Source organism: Flagellimonas olearia, from assembly GCF_009184425.1.
Classification (GTDB): Bacteria; Bacteroidota; Bacteroidia; order Flavobacteriales; family Flavobacteriaceae; genus Flagellimonas; species Flagellimonas olearia.
Window position 1 is genome coordinate 1,263,168 of record NZ_WELG01000002.1, and the last position, 22,136, is coordinate 1,285,303.

Annotated in this window: 21 protein-coding genes; 3 read left to right on the plus strand and 18 right to left on the minus strand. The window is 44.7% G+C overall.

Translation table 11 applies throughout. The features are described from left to right. Positions 1-23: 23 nt before the first annotated feature. From asnS to rplM, 8 genes are all read right to left on the minus strand, one after another. Entirely contained in the window at positions 24-1,457 is a 1,434-nt protein-coding gene (gene asnS, locus F8C76_RS15095) for an asparagine--tRNA ligase (protein ID WP_152132491.1), read from the minus strand. Positions 1,458-1,547: 90 nt separating this feature from the next. Further along, positions 1,548-3,944, minus strand: coding sequence for an efflux RND transporter permease subunit (locus tag F8C76_RS15100; RefSeq protein ID WP_152132492.1), 2,397 nt, complete (start codon positions 3,942-3,944; stop codon positions 1,548-1,550). A 75-nt stretch (positions 3,945-4,019) separates the two neighbouring features. Continuing rightward, a complete protein-coding gene (gene frr, locus F8C76_RS15105; RefSeq protein ID WP_152132493.1) occupies positions 4,020-4,574 on the minus strand; it encodes a ribosome recycling factor in 555 nt (184 codons plus the stop codon). A 42-nt stretch (positions 4,575-4,616) separates the two neighbouring features. Next, complete coding sequence (gene pyrH / locus F8C76_RS15110) at positions 4,617-5,324, minus strand: UMP kinase (protein WP_116217176.1); 708 nt, start codon at positions 5,322-5,324, stop codon at positions 4,617-4,619. Positions 5,325-5,463: 139 nt separating this feature from the next. Continuing rightward, a complete protein-coding gene (gene tsf / locus F8C76_RS15115; RefSeq protein ID WP_152132494.1) occupies positions 5,464-6,288 on the minus strand; it encodes a translation elongation factor Ts in 825 nt (274 codons plus the stop codon). Between the two features lie 84 nt (positions 6,289-6,372). Continuing rightward, a complete protein-coding gene (rpsB, locus tag F8C76_RS15120) occupies positions 6,373-7,428 on the minus strand; it encodes a 30S ribosomal protein S2 (RefSeq protein ID WP_129655570.1) in 1,056 nt (351 codons plus the stop codon). Positions 7,429-7,636: 208 nt separating this feature from the next. Then, positions 7,637-8,023 (minus strand): 30S ribosomal protein S9, encoded by a 387-nt coding sequence (gene rpsI, locus F8C76_RS15125; protein ID WP_152132495.1) that lies wholly within the window; start codon positions 8,021-8,023, stop codon positions 7,637-7,639. Beyond that, positions 8,023-8,478, minus strand: coding sequence for a 50S ribosomal protein L13 (gene rplM, locus F8C76_RS15130; protein WP_129655568.1), 456 nt, complete (start codon positions 8,476-8,478; stop codon positions 8,023-8,025). Before rplM ends, rpsI begins: the two co-directional genes overlap by 1 nt. 352 nt (positions 8,479-8,830) lie before the next feature. On the opposite strand from rplM, the gene F8C76_RS15135 reads away from it, so the two are divergent. Next, a complete protein-coding gene (locus F8C76_RS15135) occupies positions 8,831-11,371 on the plus strand; it encodes a DUF5916 domain-containing protein (RefSeq protein ID WP_152132905.1) in 2,541 nt (846 codons plus the stop codon). Positions 11,372-11,571: 200 nt separating this feature from the next. Here the strand turns inward: F8C76_RS15135 and hisC are convergent, their stop codons facing one another. From hisC to hppD, 5 genes are all read right to left on the minus strand, one after another. Next, on the minus strand, positions 11,572-12,672 hold the full coding sequence (hisC, locus tag F8C76_RS15140; protein ID WP_152132496.1) for a histidinol-phosphate transaminase: 1,101 nt from the start codon (positions 12,670-12,672) through the stop codon (positions 11,572-11,574). Positions 12,673-12,675: 3 nt separating this feature from the next. Beyond that, positions 12,676-13,545, minus strand: a complete 870-nt coding sequence (locus F8C76_RS15145; protein WP_152132497.1) for a flavin reductase family protein — start codon at positions 13,543-13,545, stop codon at positions 12,676-12,678. 99 nt (positions 13,546-13,644) lie between these two features. Then, entirely contained in the window at positions 13,645-14,865 is a 1,221-nt protein-coding gene (fahA, locus tag F8C76_RS15150; RefSeq protein ID WP_152132498.1) for a fumarylacetoacetase, read from the minus strand. 115 nt (positions 14,866-14,980) lie between these two features. After that, positions 14,981-16,138, minus strand: a complete 1,158-nt coding sequence (locus tag F8C76_RS15155; protein WP_152132499.1) for a homogentisate 1,2-dioxygenase — start codon at positions 16,136-16,138, stop codon at positions 14,981-14,983. A gap of 86 nt (positions 16,139-16,224) precedes the next feature. After that, positions 16,225-17,358 (minus strand): 4-hydroxyphenylpyruvate dioxygenase, encoded by a 1,134-nt coding sequence (hppD, locus tag F8C76_RS15160; RefSeq protein WP_152132500.1) that lies wholly within the window; start codon positions 17,356-17,358, stop codon positions 16,225-16,227. Between the two features lie 175 nt (positions 17,359-17,533). Here hppD and F8C76_RS15165 point away from each other — a divergent pair, with 175 nt between their 5' ends. Next, positions 17,534-17,980, plus strand: coding sequence for a MarR family winged helix-turn-helix transcriptional regulator (locus F8C76_RS15165; RefSeq protein ID WP_152132501.1), 447 nt, complete (start codon positions 17,534-17,536; stop codon positions 17,978-17,980). Between the two features lies 1 nt (position 17,981). Here the strand turns inward: F8C76_RS15165 and F8C76_RS15170 are convergent, their stop codons facing one another. Continuing rightward, complete coding sequence (locus F8C76_RS15170) at positions 17,982-18,713, minus strand: sulfite exporter TauE/SafE family protein (RefSeq protein ID WP_152132502.1); 732 nt, start codon at positions 18,711-18,713, stop codon at positions 17,982-17,984. A gap of 176 nt (positions 18,714-18,889) precedes the next feature. Here F8C76_RS15170 and F8C76_RS15175 point away from each other — a divergent pair, with 176 nt between their 5' ends. Then, on the plus strand, positions 18,890-19,453 hold the full coding sequence (locus tag F8C76_RS15175) for a hypothetical protein (RefSeq protein WP_152132503.1): 564 nt from the start codon (positions 18,890-18,892) through the stop codon (positions 19,451-19,453). Positions 19,454-19,527: 74 nt separating this feature from the next. Here F8C76_RS15175 and F8C76_RS15180 read toward each other — a convergent pair whose 3' ends face one another. The 4 genes from F8C76_RS15180 to F8C76_RS15195 all read right to left on the minus strand — a co-directional run bounded on the left by F8C76_RS15180 (position 19,528) and on the right by F8C76_RS15195 (position 22,018). Further along, positions 19,528-20,274 carry an SDR family oxidoreductase gene (locus F8C76_RS15180; RefSeq protein WP_152132504.1) on the minus strand — a complete coding sequence of 249 codons (747 nt, stop codon included), beginning with the start codon at positions 20,272-20,274 and terminating at the stop codon, positions 19,528-19,530. A 69-nt stretch (positions 20,275-20,343) separates the two neighbouring features. Next, a complete protein-coding gene (locus tag F8C76_RS15185; RefSeq protein WP_116217190.1) occupies positions 20,344-20,901 on the minus strand; it encodes a Crp/Fnr family transcriptional regulator in 558 nt (185 codons plus the stop codon). Positions 20,902-20,953: 52 nt separating this feature from the next. Next, a complete protein-coding gene (locus F8C76_RS15190; RefSeq protein WP_152132505.1) occupies positions 20,954-21,547 on the minus strand; it encodes an SET domain-containing protein in 594 nt (197 codons plus the stop codon). Between the two features lie 144 nt (positions 21,548-21,691). Beyond that, positions 21,692-22,018, minus strand: coding sequence for a DMT family transporter (locus F8C76_RS15195; RefSeq protein WP_152132506.1), 327 nt, complete (start codon positions 22,016-22,018; stop codon positions 21,692-21,694). Between the last annotated feature and the right edge of the window lie 118 nt (positions 22,019-22,136).

Consider the following 22,136-nt stretch of genomic DNA (forward strand, 5'->3'; position numbering starts at 1 on the left):
ACTTATAAATTTAAGAATTCCTTTTAAAACTCGGCGTTCTGTGGAGTTCTAGGGTAAGGAATCACGTCCCTGATGTTGCCCATGCCTGTGGCAAACTGCACCATTCTTTCAAAACCAAGCCCAAAACCACTGTGTGTGGCCGTGCCAAAACGTCTAAGGTCCAAGTACCACCAAAGCTCTTTTTCATCAATGTTCAACGCTTTGATTTTGTCCTGAAGTACATCCAAACGTTCTTCTCGCTGTGAACCTCCCACAATTTCCCCAATACCAGGGAAAAGCACGTCCATGGCGCGTACGGTTTTGCCATCCTCGTTCAAACGCATATAGAACGCCTTGATATTGGCCGGGTAATCAAAAAGGATTACGGGGCATTTAAAATGTTTTTCCACCAAGAAGCGTTCGTGCTCACTCTGTAAATCGGCACCCCATTCATCAATGGGATATTGGAATTTCTTCTTCTTGTTGGGTTTGCTGTTTCGCAAAATATCGATGGCTTCGGTATAGGAAACCCTTTTAAAGTTGTTCTCGACCACAAACTTCAGTTTCTCGGTCAAACTCATTTCGGAACGTTCGGCTTGGGGTTTGGATTTCTCCTCATCCAACAAACGTTTTTCCAAAAACTCAAGATCATCACCGCAGTTATCCAATACGTATTGGATGATCCACTTGATGAAATCTTCAGCCAGATCCATGTTGGCATCCAAATCATTGAAGGCCACTTCGGGCTCTATCATCCAAAACTCGGCCAAGTGTCTGGAGGTGTTGGAATTCTCAGCTCTAAAGGTTGGACCAAAAGTATATACTTTTCCAAGGGCCATGGCATAGGTTTCGGCTTCCAACTGTCCAGATACGGTCAAGTTGGTTTCTTTTCCGAAGAAATCCTCGGAATAGTCTACCTTACCCTGCTCATCAACAGGGGGATTCTTGTCATCGAGCGTGGTGACCCGGAACATTTCCCCGGCTCCTTCCGCATCGGAACCCGTAATGATGGGGGCATGCATATAGTAAAAACCATTCTGCTGAAAATAGCTGTGAATGGCAAATGATAGCGCAGAACGCACCCGCATAACTGCAGAAAAGGTATTGGTGCGTACCCGTAAATGGGCCTTTTCCCGTAAAAACTCCAAAGAGTGCTTTTTGGGTTGAATAGGGTAGGTCTCTGGGTCGGCGGTACCATGGACAAAGACATCTGTTGACTGGATTTCCACACTTTGTCCCTTTCCTTGGCTTTCCACCAAGGTGCCGGATATTTTTAAGGCTGCTCCAGTGCTGATTTGTTTGAGCAAGGTTTCGTCAAAATTTTCAAAATCGACAACGCACTGCAGATTATGTATGGTTGAACCATCATTCAAGGCAATAAATCGGTTGCTCCTAAATGTTTTTACCCATCCATTTACTTCAACAGGTTCTCCTACGGGTTGCTTTTCTAGCAATTCTTTTATGGAATAAGACTTCATTGTAAGGCTATCGTAATTTAAGCGGTAAAGATAGGTTTTTGATAAAAAATGAAAGCAATGGAATGGCCTAATTTATAGCTGTTCCGTGGATTATTTGTCCTTGGGGCCGTCCTCTTCCTTGGGTAGAATATCAATTTGAGGCTTTTTAAGGACCTGCTTATTGGCAATGCTTCTTTCCAAAGATAGAAGTAAGGAAGGCAACAAGATCAGGTTGGAAAGCATGGCGAACAACAAGGTGGCCGATACCAGTCCCCCCAAAGCTTTGGTGCCTCCAAAACTGGAGATGATGAACACCGAAAAGCCAAAGAACAATACAATGGAAGTGTAGAACATACTTACCCCGGTTTCGCGCAAAGCCGCATAGACCGATCTTTTGATGTGCCATTTGTGCGCAGCCAATTCTTGGCGGTACTTGGCCAAAAAGTGAATGGTGTCATCAACTGAAATGCCAAAGGCAATACTGAATACCAAAATGGTGGAAGGCTTTATAGGGACGCCCAAATACCCCATAACCCCAGCGGTTATGACCAAGGGCAACAGGTTGGGGACCAAAGAGATGATCACCATCCGGAACGAGCGGAACAGATAGGCCATGAAGAGTGAGATCAATCCAATGGCCAAGGCCAACGAGAGCAATAAATTTTTGACCAGATATTTAGTGCCCTTTAAAAATAGGAGCGCCTTTCCGGTCATAAAAACTTTGTATCGTTCGGATGGAAAAAACTTGTCGATGGCCTGCTGAACATCCCGCTCAATTTCTTCCATGCGATCAATCTTTACATCCTGCATGTAGGTGGTCAGTCGTGCCGTTTGCCCCGTACTGTCCACAAAGCTTTCCAAAAGATTGCCATTACCCGAAGATTTCCGGGCGGCATCCATGATAAAAGTGTTCTCTTGGGAAGTGGGCAGCTGATAATATTTTGGAATTCCGTTATAAAACGCCTGTTTGGAATATTTGATCAGGTCTACCACCGAAATGGGTCTCGATAGTTCAGGAATTTCGTTAATGGTCGCTCCCAATTCATCCATCCGCTTTAGGGTGGCGGGTTTTATTACCCCATTTTTGCGTTCAGTGTCAACAACAATTTCCATAGGCATGATGCCGTCGAACTCCTGTTCAAAAAACTGTATGTCTTTATAAAAGTGGGTGTTTTTTGGAAGGTCTTCAATCCGGCTACCGGTAATCTTGATTTGGTAAATACCAATAATGCTCAAGACCAAAACCGCTACTGTAGTGATGTAAACCGCTATTCTGTGGTGCCGTACCATACGCTCCATCCAATTCACAAAAAAGTCCATCCATTTTTTGTTGAGATGCTTTAAGTGCTTGGTTTTGGGAAGCGGCATAAAACTGTAAATGATGGGGATGATCAAAAGGGAAAGAATAAAAATCCCGATGATGTTGATGGAGGCCACAATACCGAATTCCTTGAGGAGGTCACTGTCCAAAATAATGAAGGTGGCAAACCCTGATGCTGTGGTTATATTGGTCATTAAGGTGGCATTCCCAATTTTCGAAATGACCCGTTGTAGTGACAAGGCCTGGTTACCGTGCTTATTGACCTCTTGTTGGTATTTATTGATCAAGAAGATGCAGTTCGGGATTCCGATAACAATGATAAGTGGGGGAATCAGTGCGGTCAAGATGGTAATCTCATACCGTAGGAGCCCCAAAAAGCCAAAGGCCCACATCACTCCAATGATCACCACACACATGGAAATGAATGTGGCGCGGAAACTACGGAAGAAAAAGAAAAAGATAACCGAAGTGACCAAAAGGGCCGCCACGATAAAAATCCCGATTTCATCCACGATGGATTTCGTGTTCCATGTGCGTATGTAAGGCATGCCGGATACCCTTACATCCAACTGGGTCTCATCTTCAAAGCTTTTTACCAAATCACCAAGATCGTTCAGGATAAACTCATTACGCACCGCGGTGTTCATGATGTCCTTGTCCAAATAGGCAATGGTCTGTATGGTGCCACTTTTGGGATTGTAGACCAGATTGTCGTAAAAGGGCAGTTCATTGAACAGGTGATGGGTCAGGGAATCAATTTCCTGCTTGGTCTCAGGGGGATTTTTAAGGAAGGGCTCCATGATAAAAGCCTGTGTCTCATTATCCTTGACCAGGACCTTAAGGTTGTCCGTGGAAATCACAAAGTCAATCTCAGGAAAAGCCTCCAATTGCTTGCTGAGCTTGTTCCAACGGTTAAAATTTTGGGGTGTGAACAAAGCGGTATCCCGTATGGCCAATACAATGGCATTGCCCTCTTCGCCAAAAATCTTGGTGAAGGCATTGTACTGAACGGTGGCAGGATGGTCGTCTGGGAGAATGTTGGCTTCCGTGTTGGAAAACTGCATGTTTTTCCACTGAAGGCCCAAAAAGACCGTGAATCCAGCAATGGCGATAAGAATCAGAATCCTATTGCGAAGAATAATCCGTGCGACCTTAGGCCAAAATCCTTTAGTGAGCTTTGCTACCATTTGGGTTTTGTTGGGCGCAAAGGTAAAAAATGATCGGCTGTGTTCCTAGGAAAGCAGGCAATCTATACCTTGGTTTTACACCTTCATGATTTCCGCTTCCTTAACGGATAAAATGGCATCTACTTTTTTACTGTATGAATCGGTCAGTTCCTGCACATCTACCTCGGCATTGCTCAACAAGTCCTCAGAGATATCCAAGGCCTTAAGCTCCTTGTTGGCCTCCTGTCGGGCACTTCGAATACTTACTTTGGCATCTTCGGCTTCACTCTTGGCCTGTTTGGTAAGCTGAACCCTTCTTTCCTCGGTCAAAGGAGGGACATTGATGATGATCATTTCGCCATTGTTCATGGGGTTGAATCCTAAATTGGCATTCATAATGGCCGTTTCAATTTCTCCAAGAAGATTTTTTTCCCAGGGTTGCACCGAAATGGTCCTGGCATCTGGGGTATTGATGTTGGATACTTGTGAAAGTGGGGTTTTGGAACCATAATATTCCACCATTACCGTGGAAAGCATCACTGGACTTGCCTTTCCGGCACGGATTTTTACGAGGGCTTTTTCCAAATGGGAAATGCTTGCATCCATGCTTTCTTTAGTGCTATCAAGTACAAATTTTACTTCTTCGTCCATAATTTTTAAGTTTTATTGTCTCAAATCAAAGCGTATGCCAATTTAAATATTGACCACGGTTCCAATATTTTCTCCGGAAACTATTTTCATAAGGTTGCCCCTTGTGTTCATATCAAAGACCACAATGGGAAGTTCGTTTTCCTGGCTTAGTGTAAAGGCGGTGGTGTCCATTACCTTTAGCCCTTTGGAGAGCACTTCCTTGAAGGAAAGGGAGTCGAACTTGGTGGCATTCTTGTCTTTTTCGGGGTCCGAGGTGTATATGCCATCTACCCGGGTACCCTTGAGGATAACATTGGCATCAATCTCAATGGCACGTAATACTGCTGCAGAGTCGGTGGTGAAGTAAGGGTTTCCTGTACCTCCTCCGAAAATGACCACTCTTCCTTTTTCCAAATGGCGGATTGCCCTTCTTCGAATGAAAGGTTCGGCCACTTCATTGATTTTTATGGCGGACTGTAAGCGGGTTTCAACACCTTGATGTTCCAAGGCACTTTGTAGGGCCAATCCGTTGATAACGGTGGCCAACATGCCCATGTGATCTCCTTGAACGCGATCCATACCCTGACTGGTTCCGGAAAGTCCCCTGAAAATGTTTCCGCCGCCAATGACAATGGCCACTTCAACACCCTTTTCCACTACGGCTTTGATGTCTTCGGCATACTCGGCCAAACGTTTTGCATCGATACCATATTGTTGTTCGCCCATGAGCGCTTCGCCACTAAGCTTTAAGAGGATTCTTTTGTATTGCATTGAGGGTGTCTTGAAGTTCGGACAAAAATAATCAAAAATATTTATGGGGAAAGAAGAGAAAATAGGGGGAATAAAGAGGGTATGAACAAAAAAGCCGCTTCTTTACGAAGCGGCTTTTTCAATTATGGTATTGGGTGTATTAACCCAAGGCTACCCTTTTAAATCCAGTAACCTGCAAATCAGCATTTACCGATTTTACATATTGGGCAACACTCTGCTTACTGTCTTTGATGAAATCTTGGTTCACCAAGGTGTTGTCTTTGAAGAAACGGTTCAATTTACCTTTGGCTATGTTGTCCAACATGGCTTCGGGCTTTCCTTCTTGACGCAATTGGTCTTTTGCAATCTCGATTTCTTTGTCGATAACGGATTGGTCAACACCTTCTTCGTTAAGCGCAACCGGGTTCATGGCAGCTGCCTGCATGGCAACGTCCTTGGCGGCTTCTGCTGCACCATCCACATTGGCGGAAAGTCCTACCAAAGTAGCGATTTTGTTTCCTGCGTGGATGTATGACCCCACGAAAGGAGCGCTCAATTTTTCGAAACTTGCAATCTCGATTTTCTCACCGATCACACCAGTTTGCTCAGTCAATTTTTCGGCAACGGTCATGCCTTCAAAAGAAGCGGCAAGGAAATCATCTTTGCTATCGTAACCCAAGGCCAAATCGGCCAAATCGGTCGCAAGCTTGACAAAACTTTCGTTTTTGGCAACGAAGTCGGTCTCACAGTTCAATGAAATCACAACACCTTCGGTGGCATCGGAATTTACTTTTGCGATGGCAGCACCTTCAGAAGACTCTCTGTCGGCTCTGTTGGCAGCAACTTTCTGACCTTTTTTTCTAAGGATTTCAATTGCTTTTTCAAAATCACCTTCAGCTTCAACCAAAGCTTTTTTACAATCCATCATACCAGCTCCGGTGGTCTGTCTTAGTTTATTTACTTCTGCGGCGGTAATCTTAGCCATTTTCTTTGCTTTTTTAAAAATTTATGTAAAGTAAAACACAAAAAAAGTGTTTCGTTTTAGCTCAATGTTAAATCAGGTTTTGGATTATTCAACCCCACCTTTAACGCTGTCTTGCCATTCCTTTAGTTCGTCCCACTTGCCATCAGCGGCCATTTTGGCCTGCTTTGGCCAAGAAGTTGGATCTAAATGGGCCAAATTGGAACTAGCTTCAGTCAAAACCTCCTTGATTTTCTCGGGATCTGCCTTTGCCAAATCTGCATAAGTGGCAACACCACTGTTTACCAATGCTTCGGCAGCTTTAGGCCCAACACCTTCAATTTTGGTCAAATCTTCGGCTTCAACGGCTGCAGCTTTTTTCTCTTTCTTTGGAGCTTCGGCAGTTTCCTCTTTTTTGGATTCTGCTTTTTTCTCCTTTTTTGGAGCTTCGGCTTCGTCGTCTTGCTTGTCGTTCTTACGCTCGGCCAAACCTTCGGCTACGGCATCGGTTACGTGAGACAAGATAGCTTCGATGGATTTCCCGGCATCATCGTTGGCAGGGATTACATAATCGATAGGTCTTGGGTCTGAATTGGTATCCACCATGGCAAAAATGGGGATGTTCAATTTTTGGGCCTCTTTTACCGCAATGTGCTCACGCATGGTGTCCACGATGAAGATGGCACCAGGCAAACGGGTCATGTCTGCAATGGAACCCAAGTTTTTCTCCAACTTGGCACGCAAACGGTCTACTTGCAATCTTTCTTTTTTGGAAAGGGTGTTGAAAGTACCGTCCTTTTTCATGCGGTCGATGGAAGCCATTTTCTTGACAGCTTTACGGATGGTGACAAAGTTGGTCAACATACCACCGGGCCATCTTTCAGTGATGTAAGGCATGTTTACCTTGGATACTTTGTCCGCAACAATGTCCTTGGCTTGTTTTTTTGTGGCTACGAAAAGGATTTTTCGTCCAGAAGCTGCAATTTTCTTAAGGGCTTCGTTGGCCTCTTCGATTTTTGCAACTGTTTTGTAAAGGTTGATGACGTGGATTCCGTTACGCTCCATGTAGATGTAGGGCGCCATGTTTGGATTCCACTTTCTGGTAAGGTGTCCAAAGTGTACACCTGCTTCCAATAAGTCTTTGACTTCGATTTTACTTGCCATTTTTTGTACTTAGTTTACGTTCCGTTGTAGTAGCAATAGAAAGGTGGTCACAAAAGTTCGCCCTCTCCATTTAGATGCTAAACTAAATTCCAAAAAGCCATTTTTTTCCTTTTTGGAACAACGACAACTTGGTTAAAAATTTAACCCTGAAAAATGGATTCCAGGGTTTTCAATGAACTTTATATATAGGTGCAATTGCACCGAAATATTAACGTTTGGAGAACTGGAATTTCTTACGGGCTTTCTTCTGACCGAATTTCTTCCTTTCCACCATTCTTGGGTCTCTGGTCAAGAGTCCTTCTGGTTTAAGAACAGTTCTGTTTTCTTCGTTGATTTCGCACATGGCTCTGGACAAAGCCAAACGAACGGCCTCTGCTTGACCAGTGATTCCACCACCGTAAACATTTACTTTTACATCGTAGGTGTCTTCAGTTTCGGTCAAAGTAAAAGGTTGCTTTACTTTGTACTGCAATGTAGCTGTAGAGAAGTAGTCGTTCAAATCTCTTTTATTGATGGTGATGTTTCCTTTTCCTTCAGAAACATATACTCTCGCTACTGCAGTCTTTCTTCTACCAATCTTATGAACCACTTCCATTATTTGTAGTCGTTTAAGTTTATTGCTTTGGGTTTTTGTGCTTCTTGGCCATGCTCAGATCCGGCATATACCTTAAGGTTTCGGAAAAGGTCGGCACCAAGTCTGTTCTTGGGCAACATTCCTTTTACCGAATTCTCGATAATACGCTCAGGATGCTTTTCCAATACCTCTTTGGCGGAAGCAGAACGCTGTCCTCCAGGATATCCAGTATATCTTAAATATACTTTATCATCCAATTTATTGCCGGTCATGACGATTTTCTCGGCATTGATCACAATGACATTATCACCACAATCCACATGGGGAGTAAAGTTGGTCTTGTATTTTCCCCTAAGCAATTTGGCTACCTTTGACGCCAATCTTCCCAATGTCTGTCCTTCAGCATCAACCAATAACCATTGCTTGTCAACGGTAGATTTATTGGCGGAAATAGTCTTATAACTTAATGTGTCCACTTCTCTAATAGTATTGATTTAATAACCTATCCCGATAAACGGGCTGCAAATGTACAATTATTAGATTGAATTACAAATGGTTGATTGGGAATATTTTTTTGCTTTTTCCATTTTCTATCGGAAAGAGGCAAAACAACGGCTAAATGCACCATCTTTTGTTAAAAAAAATATAAAGTCAACCTAAAGTGTAACTGGGGCTTTCTTTGTGGGTCTTTACCTCAATCAATCAAAAAATAATCCAGTGAAACAAGCATGCCTTTTCCTTGTATGTATCTTCTTTGTCCAAATTCTACAAGCCCAAGATTCAACTACCGTAGTTCCTAAAAAGAAATATCGGACCCAAGCGCTGGGTATGGAAGAAGCGCCCATAATTGATGGTGTTTTGGATGATGCTTCATGGAATTTGGTACAGTGGGGCGATAATTTTATAGAGCAACGCCCAGATGAGAACACACCCCCTGGTCAACAGACCGCATTTAAAGTACTTTATGATGACAAGTCCTTATATATAGGTGTTCGGTGTTTTGATGATGAACCTGATAAAATTGTAAAGCGCTTGTCCAGAAGGGATGGCTTTGAAGGGGATTGGATCGGTGTTTTTATAGATAGTTATTTGGATAAGCGGACTTCCTTTGGCTTTATTGTAACGGCAGCAGGGGTAAAAGGAGATGTTTTTGGATCAAACAATGGGGCTGATGAAGATGATAGTTGGAATCCTATCTGGTATGTGAAGACCCAAACGGATGACGAAGGATGGACCGCTGAAATGCGGATACCGCTCAGTCAGATCAAGTTTGGCCATTCCGAAGATCAGGTCTGGGGATTTCAGGTAATGCGAAGGTATTTTAGAAATGAGGAGCGCTCCGTCTGGCAACGTTTGCCCAGGGATGTTGCTGGTTGGACCAGTGAGTTTGGGGAACTGCATGGACTTAAGAACATTGAACCCCAACGGCAAGTGGAAATACAGCCTTACACAGTTGCCAAGACTGAAACCTTTGAAGCAGAGGAAGGAAATCCCTTTGAAGACGGTAGTGATAGCAATATTACCGTAGGGCTGGATGCCAAAATAGGAGTGACCAATGACCTTACCTTGGATTTGACCGTCAACCCAGACTTTGGACAAGTGGAAGCAGACCCTTCTGCCATTGCTCTGGATGGATTCCAGATTTTCTTTCAGGAAAGGCGACCCTTTTTTGTGGAGAACAAGAATATTTTTGATTTTAATATTTCCCAATCCGAGGCTGGAAATACGTTTGGTTCCGACAATATTTTTTATTCAAGGCGTATCGGTAGAAGTCCACAGGGAAGCCCTGACACCGAAGATGGCGAGTTTGTGGACCAACCGGCCAATACTCCGATCATAGGAGCGGCTAAATTCAGCGGTAAGACCAAGAATGGTTGGGCCATTGGGGTACTGGAAAGTGTCACCGCCCAAAGACGGGCCACCATTTCGGGGGTGAACGGTGATCGTAGAAAGGAGATGGTGGAGCCCATGACCAATTATTTTGTGGGAAGATTGCAGAAAGACTTCAATGATCGGAACTCATATATAGGAGGTATTTTTACGGCTACCCATCGGGAAGAATTGCCCCAAGCCCTTGACTTTTTACATCGTTCTGCGTTTACAGGTGGAGTTGATTTTAAGCACCAATGGAACAACAGGGATTGGTACTTGGAAGGAAATATCACCTTTAGCCATGTAAAAGGGGGCGAGGCTGCTATCAAGAATACCCAAGAATCCATCACCCACCTGTTTCACCGTGTTGATGCCGATTACTTGGAGCTGGATTCCACCAGGACTTCCTTGACCGGTACTGGGGGTAATCTTCAAATAGGAAAACTTGGAAAGGGTAATTTTAGATTTGAAAGTGGTGCAACCTGGCGTTCCCCGGAACTCGAGCTCAACGATATAGGCTTTCAGCGCCAGTCCGATGATATTCGGCATTACACCTGGATAGGCTACCGCACCTTAAAACCGGACAACACGTTTCGACAATTGGGCATTAATTACAACCATTATACCGCTTGGGACTATGGGGGCAATCACAATTATTTGCAATTCAATACCAACAGCTGGCAAAACTGGAAAGGCAATTGGTTCAGCAATATTGGATTGAATTATGCACCTCTTGAATATTCCAACTTTGCCTTGAGGGGAGGTCCTAGACTACGGCTATCGCCTTGGGTGAGTTTTTGGAATAATATTGAGACGGATAATCGGAAGAAAATGCGGTTTTTCTATTTCCACAATGGACAAAAGGCACTGGACAATTCGTACAAGTCCTATTATATGGAAGGAGGGGTAACCTACCAACCGATTAATGCCTTGAGCGTCTCGGCCTTTCCCTCGTTGCGTATCAACCATGACAAGTTGCAGTTCATTGATAATTTTGACGATGTGAACGGGTCACCACGATACCTGAACGGCGAGATCGACCAGCGTACGCTAAGTATGTCCATCCGATTGAACTATACCATCAACCCTAACCTTACTATTCAATATTGGGGACAACCTTTTATTTCCAGGGGCAGGTATACCAATTTTAAACATGTGACCGATGCCACGGCCAAACGGTTTGAAGATAGGATCATGACCTATGGTCAAGATCAGGTGACATTGGTGGATGATGTCTATTCCGTTGATGAAAATCTGGATGGCACCGAAGATTTCAGTTTTGATAATCCAGACTTTTCCTTTGTGCAGTTCCGTTCCAATTTGGTGATCCGATGGGAATACATCCCAGGCTCCGAGTTGTTCTTGGTGTGGTCCCAAGACGTGTCCCGTGATGGAGACCCCACAAATGGATTATTGCCCAGCTTGAACGATAACATTTTTGGACAGAAGCCCCAGAACATTTTCCTGTTGAAGGCTACTTATCGATTTGTTCTTTAAGAGAAGTGTTATTCCGTACTTGATACGGAATCCTATCAAGTTCTGGTATTAGGGTCTGATGAGATGCTGAAATAAATTCAGTATGACGACTCTTCACATAGAGCTATTATTCAGAGAAAAGCAAAGAATTTAATTCTTTCGTCAACCTGAACTGGTTTCAGGTTCTTATAATATATTGAATCTTGAGGGTGGCCGAAGCACTATTTATTCATAATCTTCCGCATCGCATTCACCAAAGTTTCATTCGCTTCGGCATCACCTATGGTAATGCGTACCTTTCCCGGAGCCCCAAATTGGGAGACCGGTCGTACCATGATGCCTTCATCCATCATCCTATCGGTAAATTCCATTTCAGGAAGAGGGGGGTCTATGATGAAAAAGTTAGCTTGACTGGGCCAATAAGTGATTCCCGTTTCATCAAAGGCTTTGGCCAAAAACTTTCGACCTTCGTGTACGGTTTGGACCGTTTTTTCAATGAATGCATGGTCACTTAAAGCGCCCAGAGCTGCTTCCAACGAAGTTTGCGGTAACAAAAATGGTTTGTGGATCAACCGGATGTAATTGGCAATCTTGGCAGTGGTATAGCAATAGCCCACCCGTTGGCCTGCCAAACCATAGGTTTTTGAAAAGCTGTTCAGGCCTATCACATTATGACCGTCCAACACATAGGGGAGCGCGGTCACATAGTCTTCGGCATCGGCAAAATGACGATACACTTCATCAAACACCACCACAATATTTTTGGGGATACGGGAGATGAAATCATCCATCACCGATTTTGGAATATAAGTCCCTGTGGGATTGTTGGGACTGGTCAAGAAAATGACCTTGGTCCGTTCCGAAATGGCATTAAAGATTCCTTCCACATCCAAAGTGTAATTGGGTTGGAGCAAGGGGATATCAATAAGTTTGGCGCCATACCACCTTGAAAATACCGAATAGGGCAAAAAGCAGGGATTGGAATAAATGACCTCGTCCCCTTCATTGATAAAGGCCCGTAGAATCATATCTATGATTTCGGAGCCCCCATTGCCACAGATAAATTGGTCTTCGGTCAGTTTTGCGTCAAAATCTTGGGCAAGGGCCTGTCGGAGACGGATATCGGTCTGATCTGGATACAGGTCAATCCGGTCGGCGGTTTTTTTTATGGCCTCAACCGCTTTGGGCGAAGCTCCCAATGGGTTTTCGTTGGAGGAAAGTTTATATATTTTTTTGTCGGAAGGAGGGATGTTCTTACCTCCTTTATATACGTCTTTGGGCACCAAATGGGCCTTAAAAATGGATTCTATTCCGTTTTTCATGAATTATAGCGTTTCTGCGTGCAACAAAATGGACATGGCCCTCTGGGCATTTCCTTCTTCCAAAATGCGTTGTGCCAAGCGGTGCAACTCAATCTTGGACAATGTTTTTACTTCTGGGTCTTGGGAGATGTCCATTACATCTTGCTTGGAAGGTAGCTGTTCCATATTCCCCAATCGTCCCAAATTGTTTCCCGTCAGTACCTTACTTTCCCGAATGCCCTTGGGCAGCGCATCTACGCCCATACCTTTGGTTTGAATGGGTTTGGGAATTTCAAAAAGGGCATCTTTGGAGGCTCTGATATACCAACTGCCTCCCATACGGCCCACCAAATCCAATTTTTCAGTGTCCAAAATACCATTGGTAAAATAGGCTTCGTTGATATGGATGAGTTCCACCTTGGCCATTATCAAGTTGCCCGCTCCCGGGGTTTGGGCCAGTTCAATGACTTCCATCACACTACATTCAAACGAAACAGGGGCTTCGCCCACACGGGGAGGTCTTACTTTTTCACTGGGTATTTGGGTAAAGCCGGCCTTTACAAACTCGTTTACCCCTTTGTCATAGGCGGTACTGGACAATGACATCTGTTCCACCATATCATGGTTGACAATATTGATGACCACTTCGGGGACCTCCTTAACGTTCTCGTGGGTATGTTTCAAGCTATTGTCCCTACCGCTACGTGAAGGAGAAAATACCATCACAGGCGGATTGGAACTAAATACATTGAAGAAACTGAACGGGCTCAGGTTTACATTGCCTTCCTTATCCACGGTACTGGCAAAGCAAATGGGCCTTGGGGCCACCGCAGTGAGCATGATACTGTGGAGCTCAGGTTGCGAAATTTGGTTGGGGTCTACGGTCTTTATCATGGCATTGACTTTGCTGTCATATCGAGCGCAGTCGAGATATGGATTAAATCTAAGATGACATTTCGACTGCGCTCAATGTGACATCTTTAACTCATGAGCTTATTTTGCGGGCAATACTTTAGTGGAAACGGTTCCAAAACCAACCCGTATGGCTTCTTTTTGTGCATAACCGCGAAGGGTCACGGTATCCCCATCATTGATGAACTTGCGCTCGGAACCATCGTTCAGTTGTACGGGTTTGGTACCCATCCAGGCCAGCTCCAACATAGAACCATAGGAGTTTTTATCTTTTCCGGAAATGGTGCCGGAGGCCATCATATCGCCCACATGAATGTTGCAACCGTTCACGGTATGGTGTGCCAATTGTTGTGCCATGTTCCAATACATGTATTTGAAGTTACTATGGCAAACGGTGGTTTCATCACCTCCATCCGGGGTAATACCCACTTCAAGGTTGATGTCGTAGTTTTTTTCTCCTTCATACTCCAAATAAGGGAGCACTTTGGGCTCTTGTTCTGGACCGGCTAATCGAAACGGTTCCAAAGCATCCAAGGTAACGATCCAAGGGGAAATGGAAGAGGCAAAGTTCTTGGCCAAGAATGGGCCTAACGGCACATATTCCCATTTTTGGATATCCCGTGCCGACCAATCATTGAACAGCACTAGTCCAAAAATGTAGTCTTCCGCTTCCTTGGTGGATACACTTTCGCCTAAATCGGTATTCTTACCTACTACAAACCCCATTTCCAGTTCAAAGTCCAACCGTTGGGAGGGTCCAAAAACGGGAGTATCCGAGTCTTTCGGCAAGGTCTGCCCTTTGGGCCTGTGAATGGGCTGCCCGCTTACCACAATGGAACTGGCGCGGCCATGATAGCCCACGGGAATGTGCTTCCAGTTGGGCAGCAGGGCATTTTCGGGGTCGCGGAACATTTTGCCCACATTGGTGGCGTGCTCAATACTGGAATAAAAGTCGGTATAATCGCCAACGCAGACCGGCATGTGCATTTGTGCTTCGGATTGTTTCACGAACAACTCCGGTTTTCCCGCCAATGGGGAAGTATTGTCCTTGAGCCAATACTGGATTTTTTTCCGGACCCTTGAGGTGATTTCTTTCCCCAAGGAGATAAAATCATTGAGGTCTTCCCGCTCCAAAACGGCCACGTTGAAATCGAAAACATCCAATTCCCCCACAGCGACCAAATCCAAAATGTGGTCTCCTATGGCAACCCCAGCCCGTGGGCTTCTGTCTTTGGTGGAAAAGATTCCAAATGGAATGTTATGGATGGAAAAGTCTGAATTTTCAGGTATATCTATGATCATTGATGTTCTTTTTCTTATTTCTGTCATTTCGAACGAACGTGAGAAATCTGAAATTGAGATTTCCCAATCGTCCCGATGCTATCAGGACTTATTTTGAAATGACCGTACTTTAATGTTACTCCACCCAAGATTTGTAATACTTGCCATCGTCAATCTTGAGGGCATTCTCGGTTATCTTTAATGGCTTAAAAGTGTCTATCATCACAGCGAGCTCCTCAGTGCCCTTTTTGCCAATGCTGGCTTCGTAGGTTCCGGGGTGCGGCCCGTGTGGAATCCCGGCGGGGTGCAGTGAAATGTATCCGGGTCCAATTCCGGTACGGCTCATAAAATCACCATCCACATAGTACAACACTTCATCAGAATCTATATTGGAGTGGTTGTAGGGTGCCGGAATGGCTTTTGGATGATAATCGTACAGCCTTGGACAGAAGGAACATACCACAAAGGCACTGGTCTCAAAAGTCTGGTGTACTGGGGGCGGTTGGTGTACCCGGCCCGTAATGGGTTCAAAATTATGAATGGAAAAACCGTAGGGATAATTATAGCCGTCCCAACCCACAACATCAAAAGGGTGCGTGGCATAGACCAATTGGTGCAACATGCCCTCCTTTTTGATTTTCATCAAGAACTCCCCGGTCTCATCATGGGCCTTCAAGTCTTGAGGCAATTTATAATCCCGTTCGCAGAAAGGCGAATGTTCCAACAACTGCCCGAACCAATTCCGGTACCGCTTTGGGGTATACATGGGGTGAAAGGATTCGGCATAGAGGATGCGATTGTCCTCCGTGTCAAACTCAATCTGATAAATCATTCCGCGGGGAATGATGAGGTAGTCCCCATATTCAAAAGGGATATTTCCCAAAAAGGTCTTCAAGGTCCCAGAACCTTTGTGAATGAACAACATCTCATCCGCATCGGCATTTTTATAGAAATACTCCGTAAGGGATTTTCTGGGAGCTGCCAGTCCAATATGGACATCATTGTTGACCAAAAGCGGTTCCCGGGATTCCAAGAAATCGCCCTTGGGTGCTACATCAAAACCAATGAGTTTACGACTGGTGATGTTCTTGTCCACTGCAATCTTTGGGCGTACATCCACTGCCTTGCCAATCTCCTTTACCTGCGTAGGGCGATGGATATGGTAAAGCAGGGACGACATCCCATCAAAACCTATGGTACCGAACAATTGCTCATAATAGAGCCCGCCCTTGGGTTTCTCAAATTGGGTGTGCCGCTTTTGTGGGATTTTCCCGAGTTTATGATAGATAGGCATTTTTTAAGTTTTAAGTTATCAGTGCTAAGTGTTGAATAGTGGGTACACTGCCCTACTTAAAATTCAATATTTAAAATTTACAATTTTTAATGCAATGTTCCCCGAAGCTCTTGTTCGCGCTCAATGGCTTCGAACAGTGCCTTAAAGTTACCTTTTCCAAATGATTGTGCACCCTTTCTTTGAATGATTTCAAAGAACATGGTAGGTCTAGGTTCCACGGGTCGGGTGAAAATCTGTAGCAAATAGCCCTCATCATCACGGTCCACCAAAATGCCCAGTTCTTTCAAAGGAGCAATATCTTCATCTATTTTGCCCACACGGTCGGTCACGGCCTCGTAGTAGGTGTCGGGTACACGCAGGAATTCAACCCCACGGCTTCTAAGATCTCGGACGGTTTGGATGATATCGTCCGTAGCCACAGCGATATGCTGTACCCCTTCGCCTTCATAAAAATCGAGATATTCCTCTACTTGTGATTTTTTCTTCCCTTCGGCAGGTTCGTTGATGGGAAATTTGATACGGCCATTGCCATTGCTCATCACCTTGCTCATCAGGGCGGTATATTCGGTTGAGATATCTTTATCGTCAAAAGAAAGGATGTTCTTAAAGCCCAATACGTTTTCGTAGAACCCTACCCAGTGATTCATTTTGTTCCAATCCACATTGCCCACCATATGATCAACATATTTTAGGCCAGTGGAAGTGGGGTTGTAATCCGGGGTTTCCCATTTTTTGAAGCCAGGAAGAAATACCCCATCGTAATCTTTGCGTTCCACAAAAATATGGACGGTCTCCCCATAGGTGTAGATGCCAGAACGTACCACTTTACCAGTGGAATCCTCTTCCACTTGGGGCTCCATGTACGATTTTGCGCCACGTTCCATGGCTGCGTTATAGGCATAGGTGGCATCGTCTACCCACAGGGCCACCACTTTAACACCATCGCCATGTTGGTCAATATGTTTTCCAATTTGGGTCCCACTTTTTAAGGGAGAAGTAAGGATCAATCGAATCTTATCCTGTACCACCACATAGCTTTCGCGGTCTTTTAACCCAGTTTCCAGCCCGGCATAGGCCAAGGATTGAAAACCGAAAGCTGTTTTATAGAAATGGGCTGCTTGTTTGGAGTTGCCTACATAAAGTTCAATATAATCTGTGCCATTGATGGGCATAAAATCCGTCCCTTGATCAGATGTTTTGGTAAGTGCAGATGTCTCCATGATGAATATTTTTAGTTGTTAAATCACTTTGTTGTCTATGCAACAAAAATAAGTATTTTTGGGAAACGAAATTATTTTCCACGTTAAATTTTAAGCTAAAATTTGGAGCCATAGTACAAGGAAGGGCAAGACCCATAAAAAGGGAATCCCTATTTTTGTTGGAACATAAAAACTGATGCTTAACCATATAGATGACATACAGGGGATTGGATTGCACTTGGATTTGGTCCTCCGCAAGATTCAAGATGCCTATTTAAGGACCTTTGAGGACTTGGGTGTTGAAATGACCATTGAGCAATGGGTAATCTTGCACCGCATCTATGAGTTAGGCGATGAGGCCAGCCAACGGGACATTGTCCGAAGCAATTTCCGGAACAGGGCCACAACTTCACGGGTAATTGGTGGGTTGGAGCGAAAGGGCTGGATTGCCAAAACCCGTTTTGATGGCGACCAAAAACGATTTAAGCTGGAGTTTACCCCCAAAGGTCAAGAGGTGATTGACCTCGTATTACCGCACGCGCTCCAATTGCGAAAATTGGCAGTAAAAAATCTGGGGCCAAATGAGTTTGAGACCTTTTTAAAGGTCTTGGACCAAATAGGGGAGAATTACGAGGAAAGCTAAATCACTTTGCCACCATTATCTGTATCAGGGTGGCCAGACCAATAAGGAGAATGAACAGCAGGCTCAAGCTCCTAAACTTATCCTGTGGAATGTACGCCAGTATCTTTTTGCCCAAATAGGTCCCTATCAACCCAATGGCGAACAAAAAGGGAAGGTAGGTGAGTTCCTGTTTTCCAATATAGCCGTTGTTGTAATAGACAAAGGTCCGGGAAAAATCGATCATAAAATCTATAAAGGCCGAAGTGGCTATAAAGGCATGCTTTTCCAAATTAAAAGCGGCCATGGTCAACCCCCTTATGGCACCGCCGGTTCCCAAAAGCCCTGCAGAGAAGCCCGAAAGCGTTCCCCCAATGACCGCATTCTTTTTATTGGGAAGCACCACAATCTCTTTTTTAATGAGGAACAGCAGGCTAAAGACCACTAAGAAAACCCCCAGAACCACGGTAAGGGCGTAGCCATCCACCAGTTTTGAAAGAAATCCTCCGGCAATCACAAAGAATACGGACGGAACCCCAATGTACAGCAACAGTTTTTTGTCCAACCCTTTCTTGAACAAAAAGATCTTGCTCAGGTTGCTGGACAGGTGGAAAATGGCCGTCATGCCCAACACCGAATAGAAATCAAAATAAAAGTTGCCCAAGGGCACAAAAAAGACCGAAGACCCAAAACCACCGATGGTACCGATGATTTCGGCAGCCAAGGCCAAAAGCAGGAAAAAGTAGTTGATTTTCATAAGGTTTTGGGTGGTTGTTGCGTCACAAAGAATGGATGGTTTACAAAATTTTAACCTAAAATAAGCCTAAATTCCATCATATGGGTAATACAGCATAGAAACTGGTGAATTCTATGGACGCACGCATTTCAAATCCACCGCAACTTTGCCCTTGTATAATTTTAATATACAGGATTATGAAAAAGACAAGATTTTATCCAACAATATGGAGCACTGTACCTTTTACGCCCAGCATCATGGCCGATTGGTATGCACCACAGAACGGAAGCAAGGAGCTGATCATGAAAAACAATGCCGCTACCTCGCTAAAGGTTTCTGAAATGACCTTGAACATTGTAAAATTGGCAGCCGTGGATACGGATGGGAAAGAACACCAGGTCGTGGACTTCCCAGGACAGAACCCCGTGGTACTTAAAGGTATCCCTTCGGGATGTTTTTTGCGCTCCAAGAGCCTGCTTGCCCTTCCCAAGGGAAAATATACCGCCCTACGCTTTTATTTGGCCGGCTGGGGTAACCAGTTCATCTATAGGGATGGAGTGGAAGAATCTGCCAACTCTTTCGACAGTTTGGACTTTGCCGTGGAAAATGGCTTTGAAATTGATGGAAATGAATTGACGGAAGCAAAATTATGGTTTGACTTTGCTCCCTACCAGTGGAAGCGACACTTTAAACCGCTGTCGGATTTGTTTAAAGGGAGCAAAAGTCCCAAACCAAGATTGGCCAACAGTTTTGGCAATTAACATGTTTTGAGCAAATGGAAAAGGCACCTTTTGGGGTGCCTTTTTTGATTTTAGGGATTGGGGCGGATGTGGAATCAAGCATCGGCCAGTCCGTTTATTTTGTTGAAAGCGAACTTTGGGGCAATCCTTGAAATTTTGTAGAGCAGTTTTACCCCGGCAATTCTCACCTCGGGACTCCCTTTTTGTAGCCCTGCAAGCATTCCATCAACGGCTTTTTCCGTGGTGATGGCGATCTTGGGCGGATTTCCCTTGTGCCATGGGGTGTTCACCGCAGGGAACATGACCTCAACGGTCCGTACCTTGCCAGTTTCCGTTTTGCTCCGGAAGACTTGGGTGAAGGAGTGGAGGGCCGCTTTGGTGGCATTGTAAAAAGGGTAATCGGCGCGTGGGGTATAAATGAGGCCGGTGGTTACATTGATGATGTGTGCATCTGCGTTTTTTTGCAATTGCGGATACAGAAAATGGATCAGGCGAAGCGGGGCCAAAAAATTTGTTTCCACTTCCTGTTCCGCCATTTCCATAATATGGTCCGTGGTTAAAAAATCAACCTTATGGACCAAGGCTGCATTGTTGATGAGTACATTGGTTTCAGGATACTTCTCCATTACTTCTTGGGCCAATGCTTTGCATTGCTCTTTTTGGGAGAGGTCACATTGTATGGTTTCCAGTTGGGGAAGCTCTGCTTTGGCCCGTTCCAACTTTTGTTGGGAACGCCCACAGATAATGACCTTGTTTTGGTTGTTGATCAGGCGTTTGCTGAGTTCAAGGCCAATGCCCGAACTTCCGCCCGTGATCAAGATGGTGTTGCCGGATAGTTTCATGTTTTTTTGCATTTACAGTTGATACGCACCAAAAGTAAATCGGTGGAACCGGCACCGCATTGATGTATGTTAAGTCTGCATATTTTTCCGGATTCGACTGAGGCTTTCCGGCTGTATGCCCAGATAGGAGGCAATAATGGTCTGGTTGATCCTTTTGTCGATATTGGGATATTCCTCTAAAAAATCCAGATACCGTGTTTCGGCATTCAAGAGCAGAAGATCTCGCTCCCTTTTTTCCTTTTTGGAAAATCCCTTTTCAATGGATTTCAGTAAAAATTTCACCCAAAACACATCGGTTTCAAAAAGAGCGAGCCATTTTGGGTAGGGAATGACCAATATCTCGGCATCCTCCATCGCCTCGATAAAAAAATGGGAAGGGGCATTGGAGGTCATGGCCGAGTAGGAGCTGATAAAATCATGCTCCATGATGATGCCCTTGGTGAACTCGTTCCCCTTGGGGGTGATGTATACATATCTGAACAGCCCCGATTTTACAAAGGCAAAGCCTTTGGGGATTTCCCCCGCCCGAACAAAGTAATCGCCCTTTTGCAGGGTTTTCACCTGACCTATGGCGAGCAGTTGTTCCACTTTGTCCTCGGGCAATATGTGTTGCAGCACTTCTTTCATGGCCTGCCCTAAAGATACTAAGGGAATTTATTGGATGATCAAAATAAGCGGTTTATACACTTTCCCCATTGTAAAAATTGGTAAGGATGGATTCCATTTCTTCCTTGCCGGCCACAATACCCTCAATTCTGTCCCACAGTGCTTCGGGGAGCAAGGGGCGAAGGGCCTGTTGCCGTTTGGTGATGTGGCCGAACACCTTTTCAATTTTTTTGTCCCACACCTTGTAGTATTTCCGAAGGTCGTCCGGGTACACGATCTTGCGGCGGGTACCCTCATCGACTGCCCGAAATGGCAGGGGAATGTTGAGGTAGCCGTAATCGTCCGTCAATTGTTCCCCGGGCTGTATGTCGCGGATGGCGATCTCAAAATCGTAGGCCGTGGTCAGGCAATTGGAGTTGAAACTGTGGTTCACGTACCGCCCATTGTCCCAACAAAGGATGTAATTGCCCTTGTTGTTGCGAAAGGTGTAGGTGTCCAAAATGTTTTGGTAAATGGGGTCCATTTGTTGGAGCTCCAAAGGGGTGAACTCGCGGTCCAAGCGGTCCAAGACCCATGTGATGGTGCCCGCGGGGATGAACTTGGTGGCCACTACGCCATAGCCGATCTCATTGCTTATAAACTTTAATTCTGTATCTGGATGAATCATTTTATACTCTTGAATTTTTAGTTGAAGGTATAAAATTGTTGGATCGGTTTTTTGGAATAATGCGGTCCAATAAATAATGGAAACCACACCTGTACAAACCCTTTATGGCCGCCCAGAATTGACTTGAAAATAGGATGGCTCCCTTTAGTGGGACACCATTTTAAGGCCAATGATGGAAATGACCAAAGTGGTGATGAAAAGGAGTCGCAAAAACGTGGTGGGCTCCTTGAATACCAAGATCCCGATCAAGACCGTGCCAACGGCCCCAATCCCTGTCCAAACGGCGTAGGCCGTTCCTATAGGCAAGGTCTGGGTAGCTTTTACAAGAAGTCCCATGCTTATGGCAAGTGCTATCAGAAACCCTGCGTACCATAAATACATATCGGTTCCTGTGGCCTCTTTTGCCTTTCCCAAACAGAATGCAAAAGCTACTTCAAACAATCCGGCAACGATCAAGATGATCCAGTTCATGCTACACTGACATTAATACCCATTTGGACGGTTTCCAACAGGTTTTTTTGGCACCATGCAAAGGTATGGTTTCTTGGGGTTTCTCCTTTAGTTGTATGGCTCTGTTTTATACCTGATA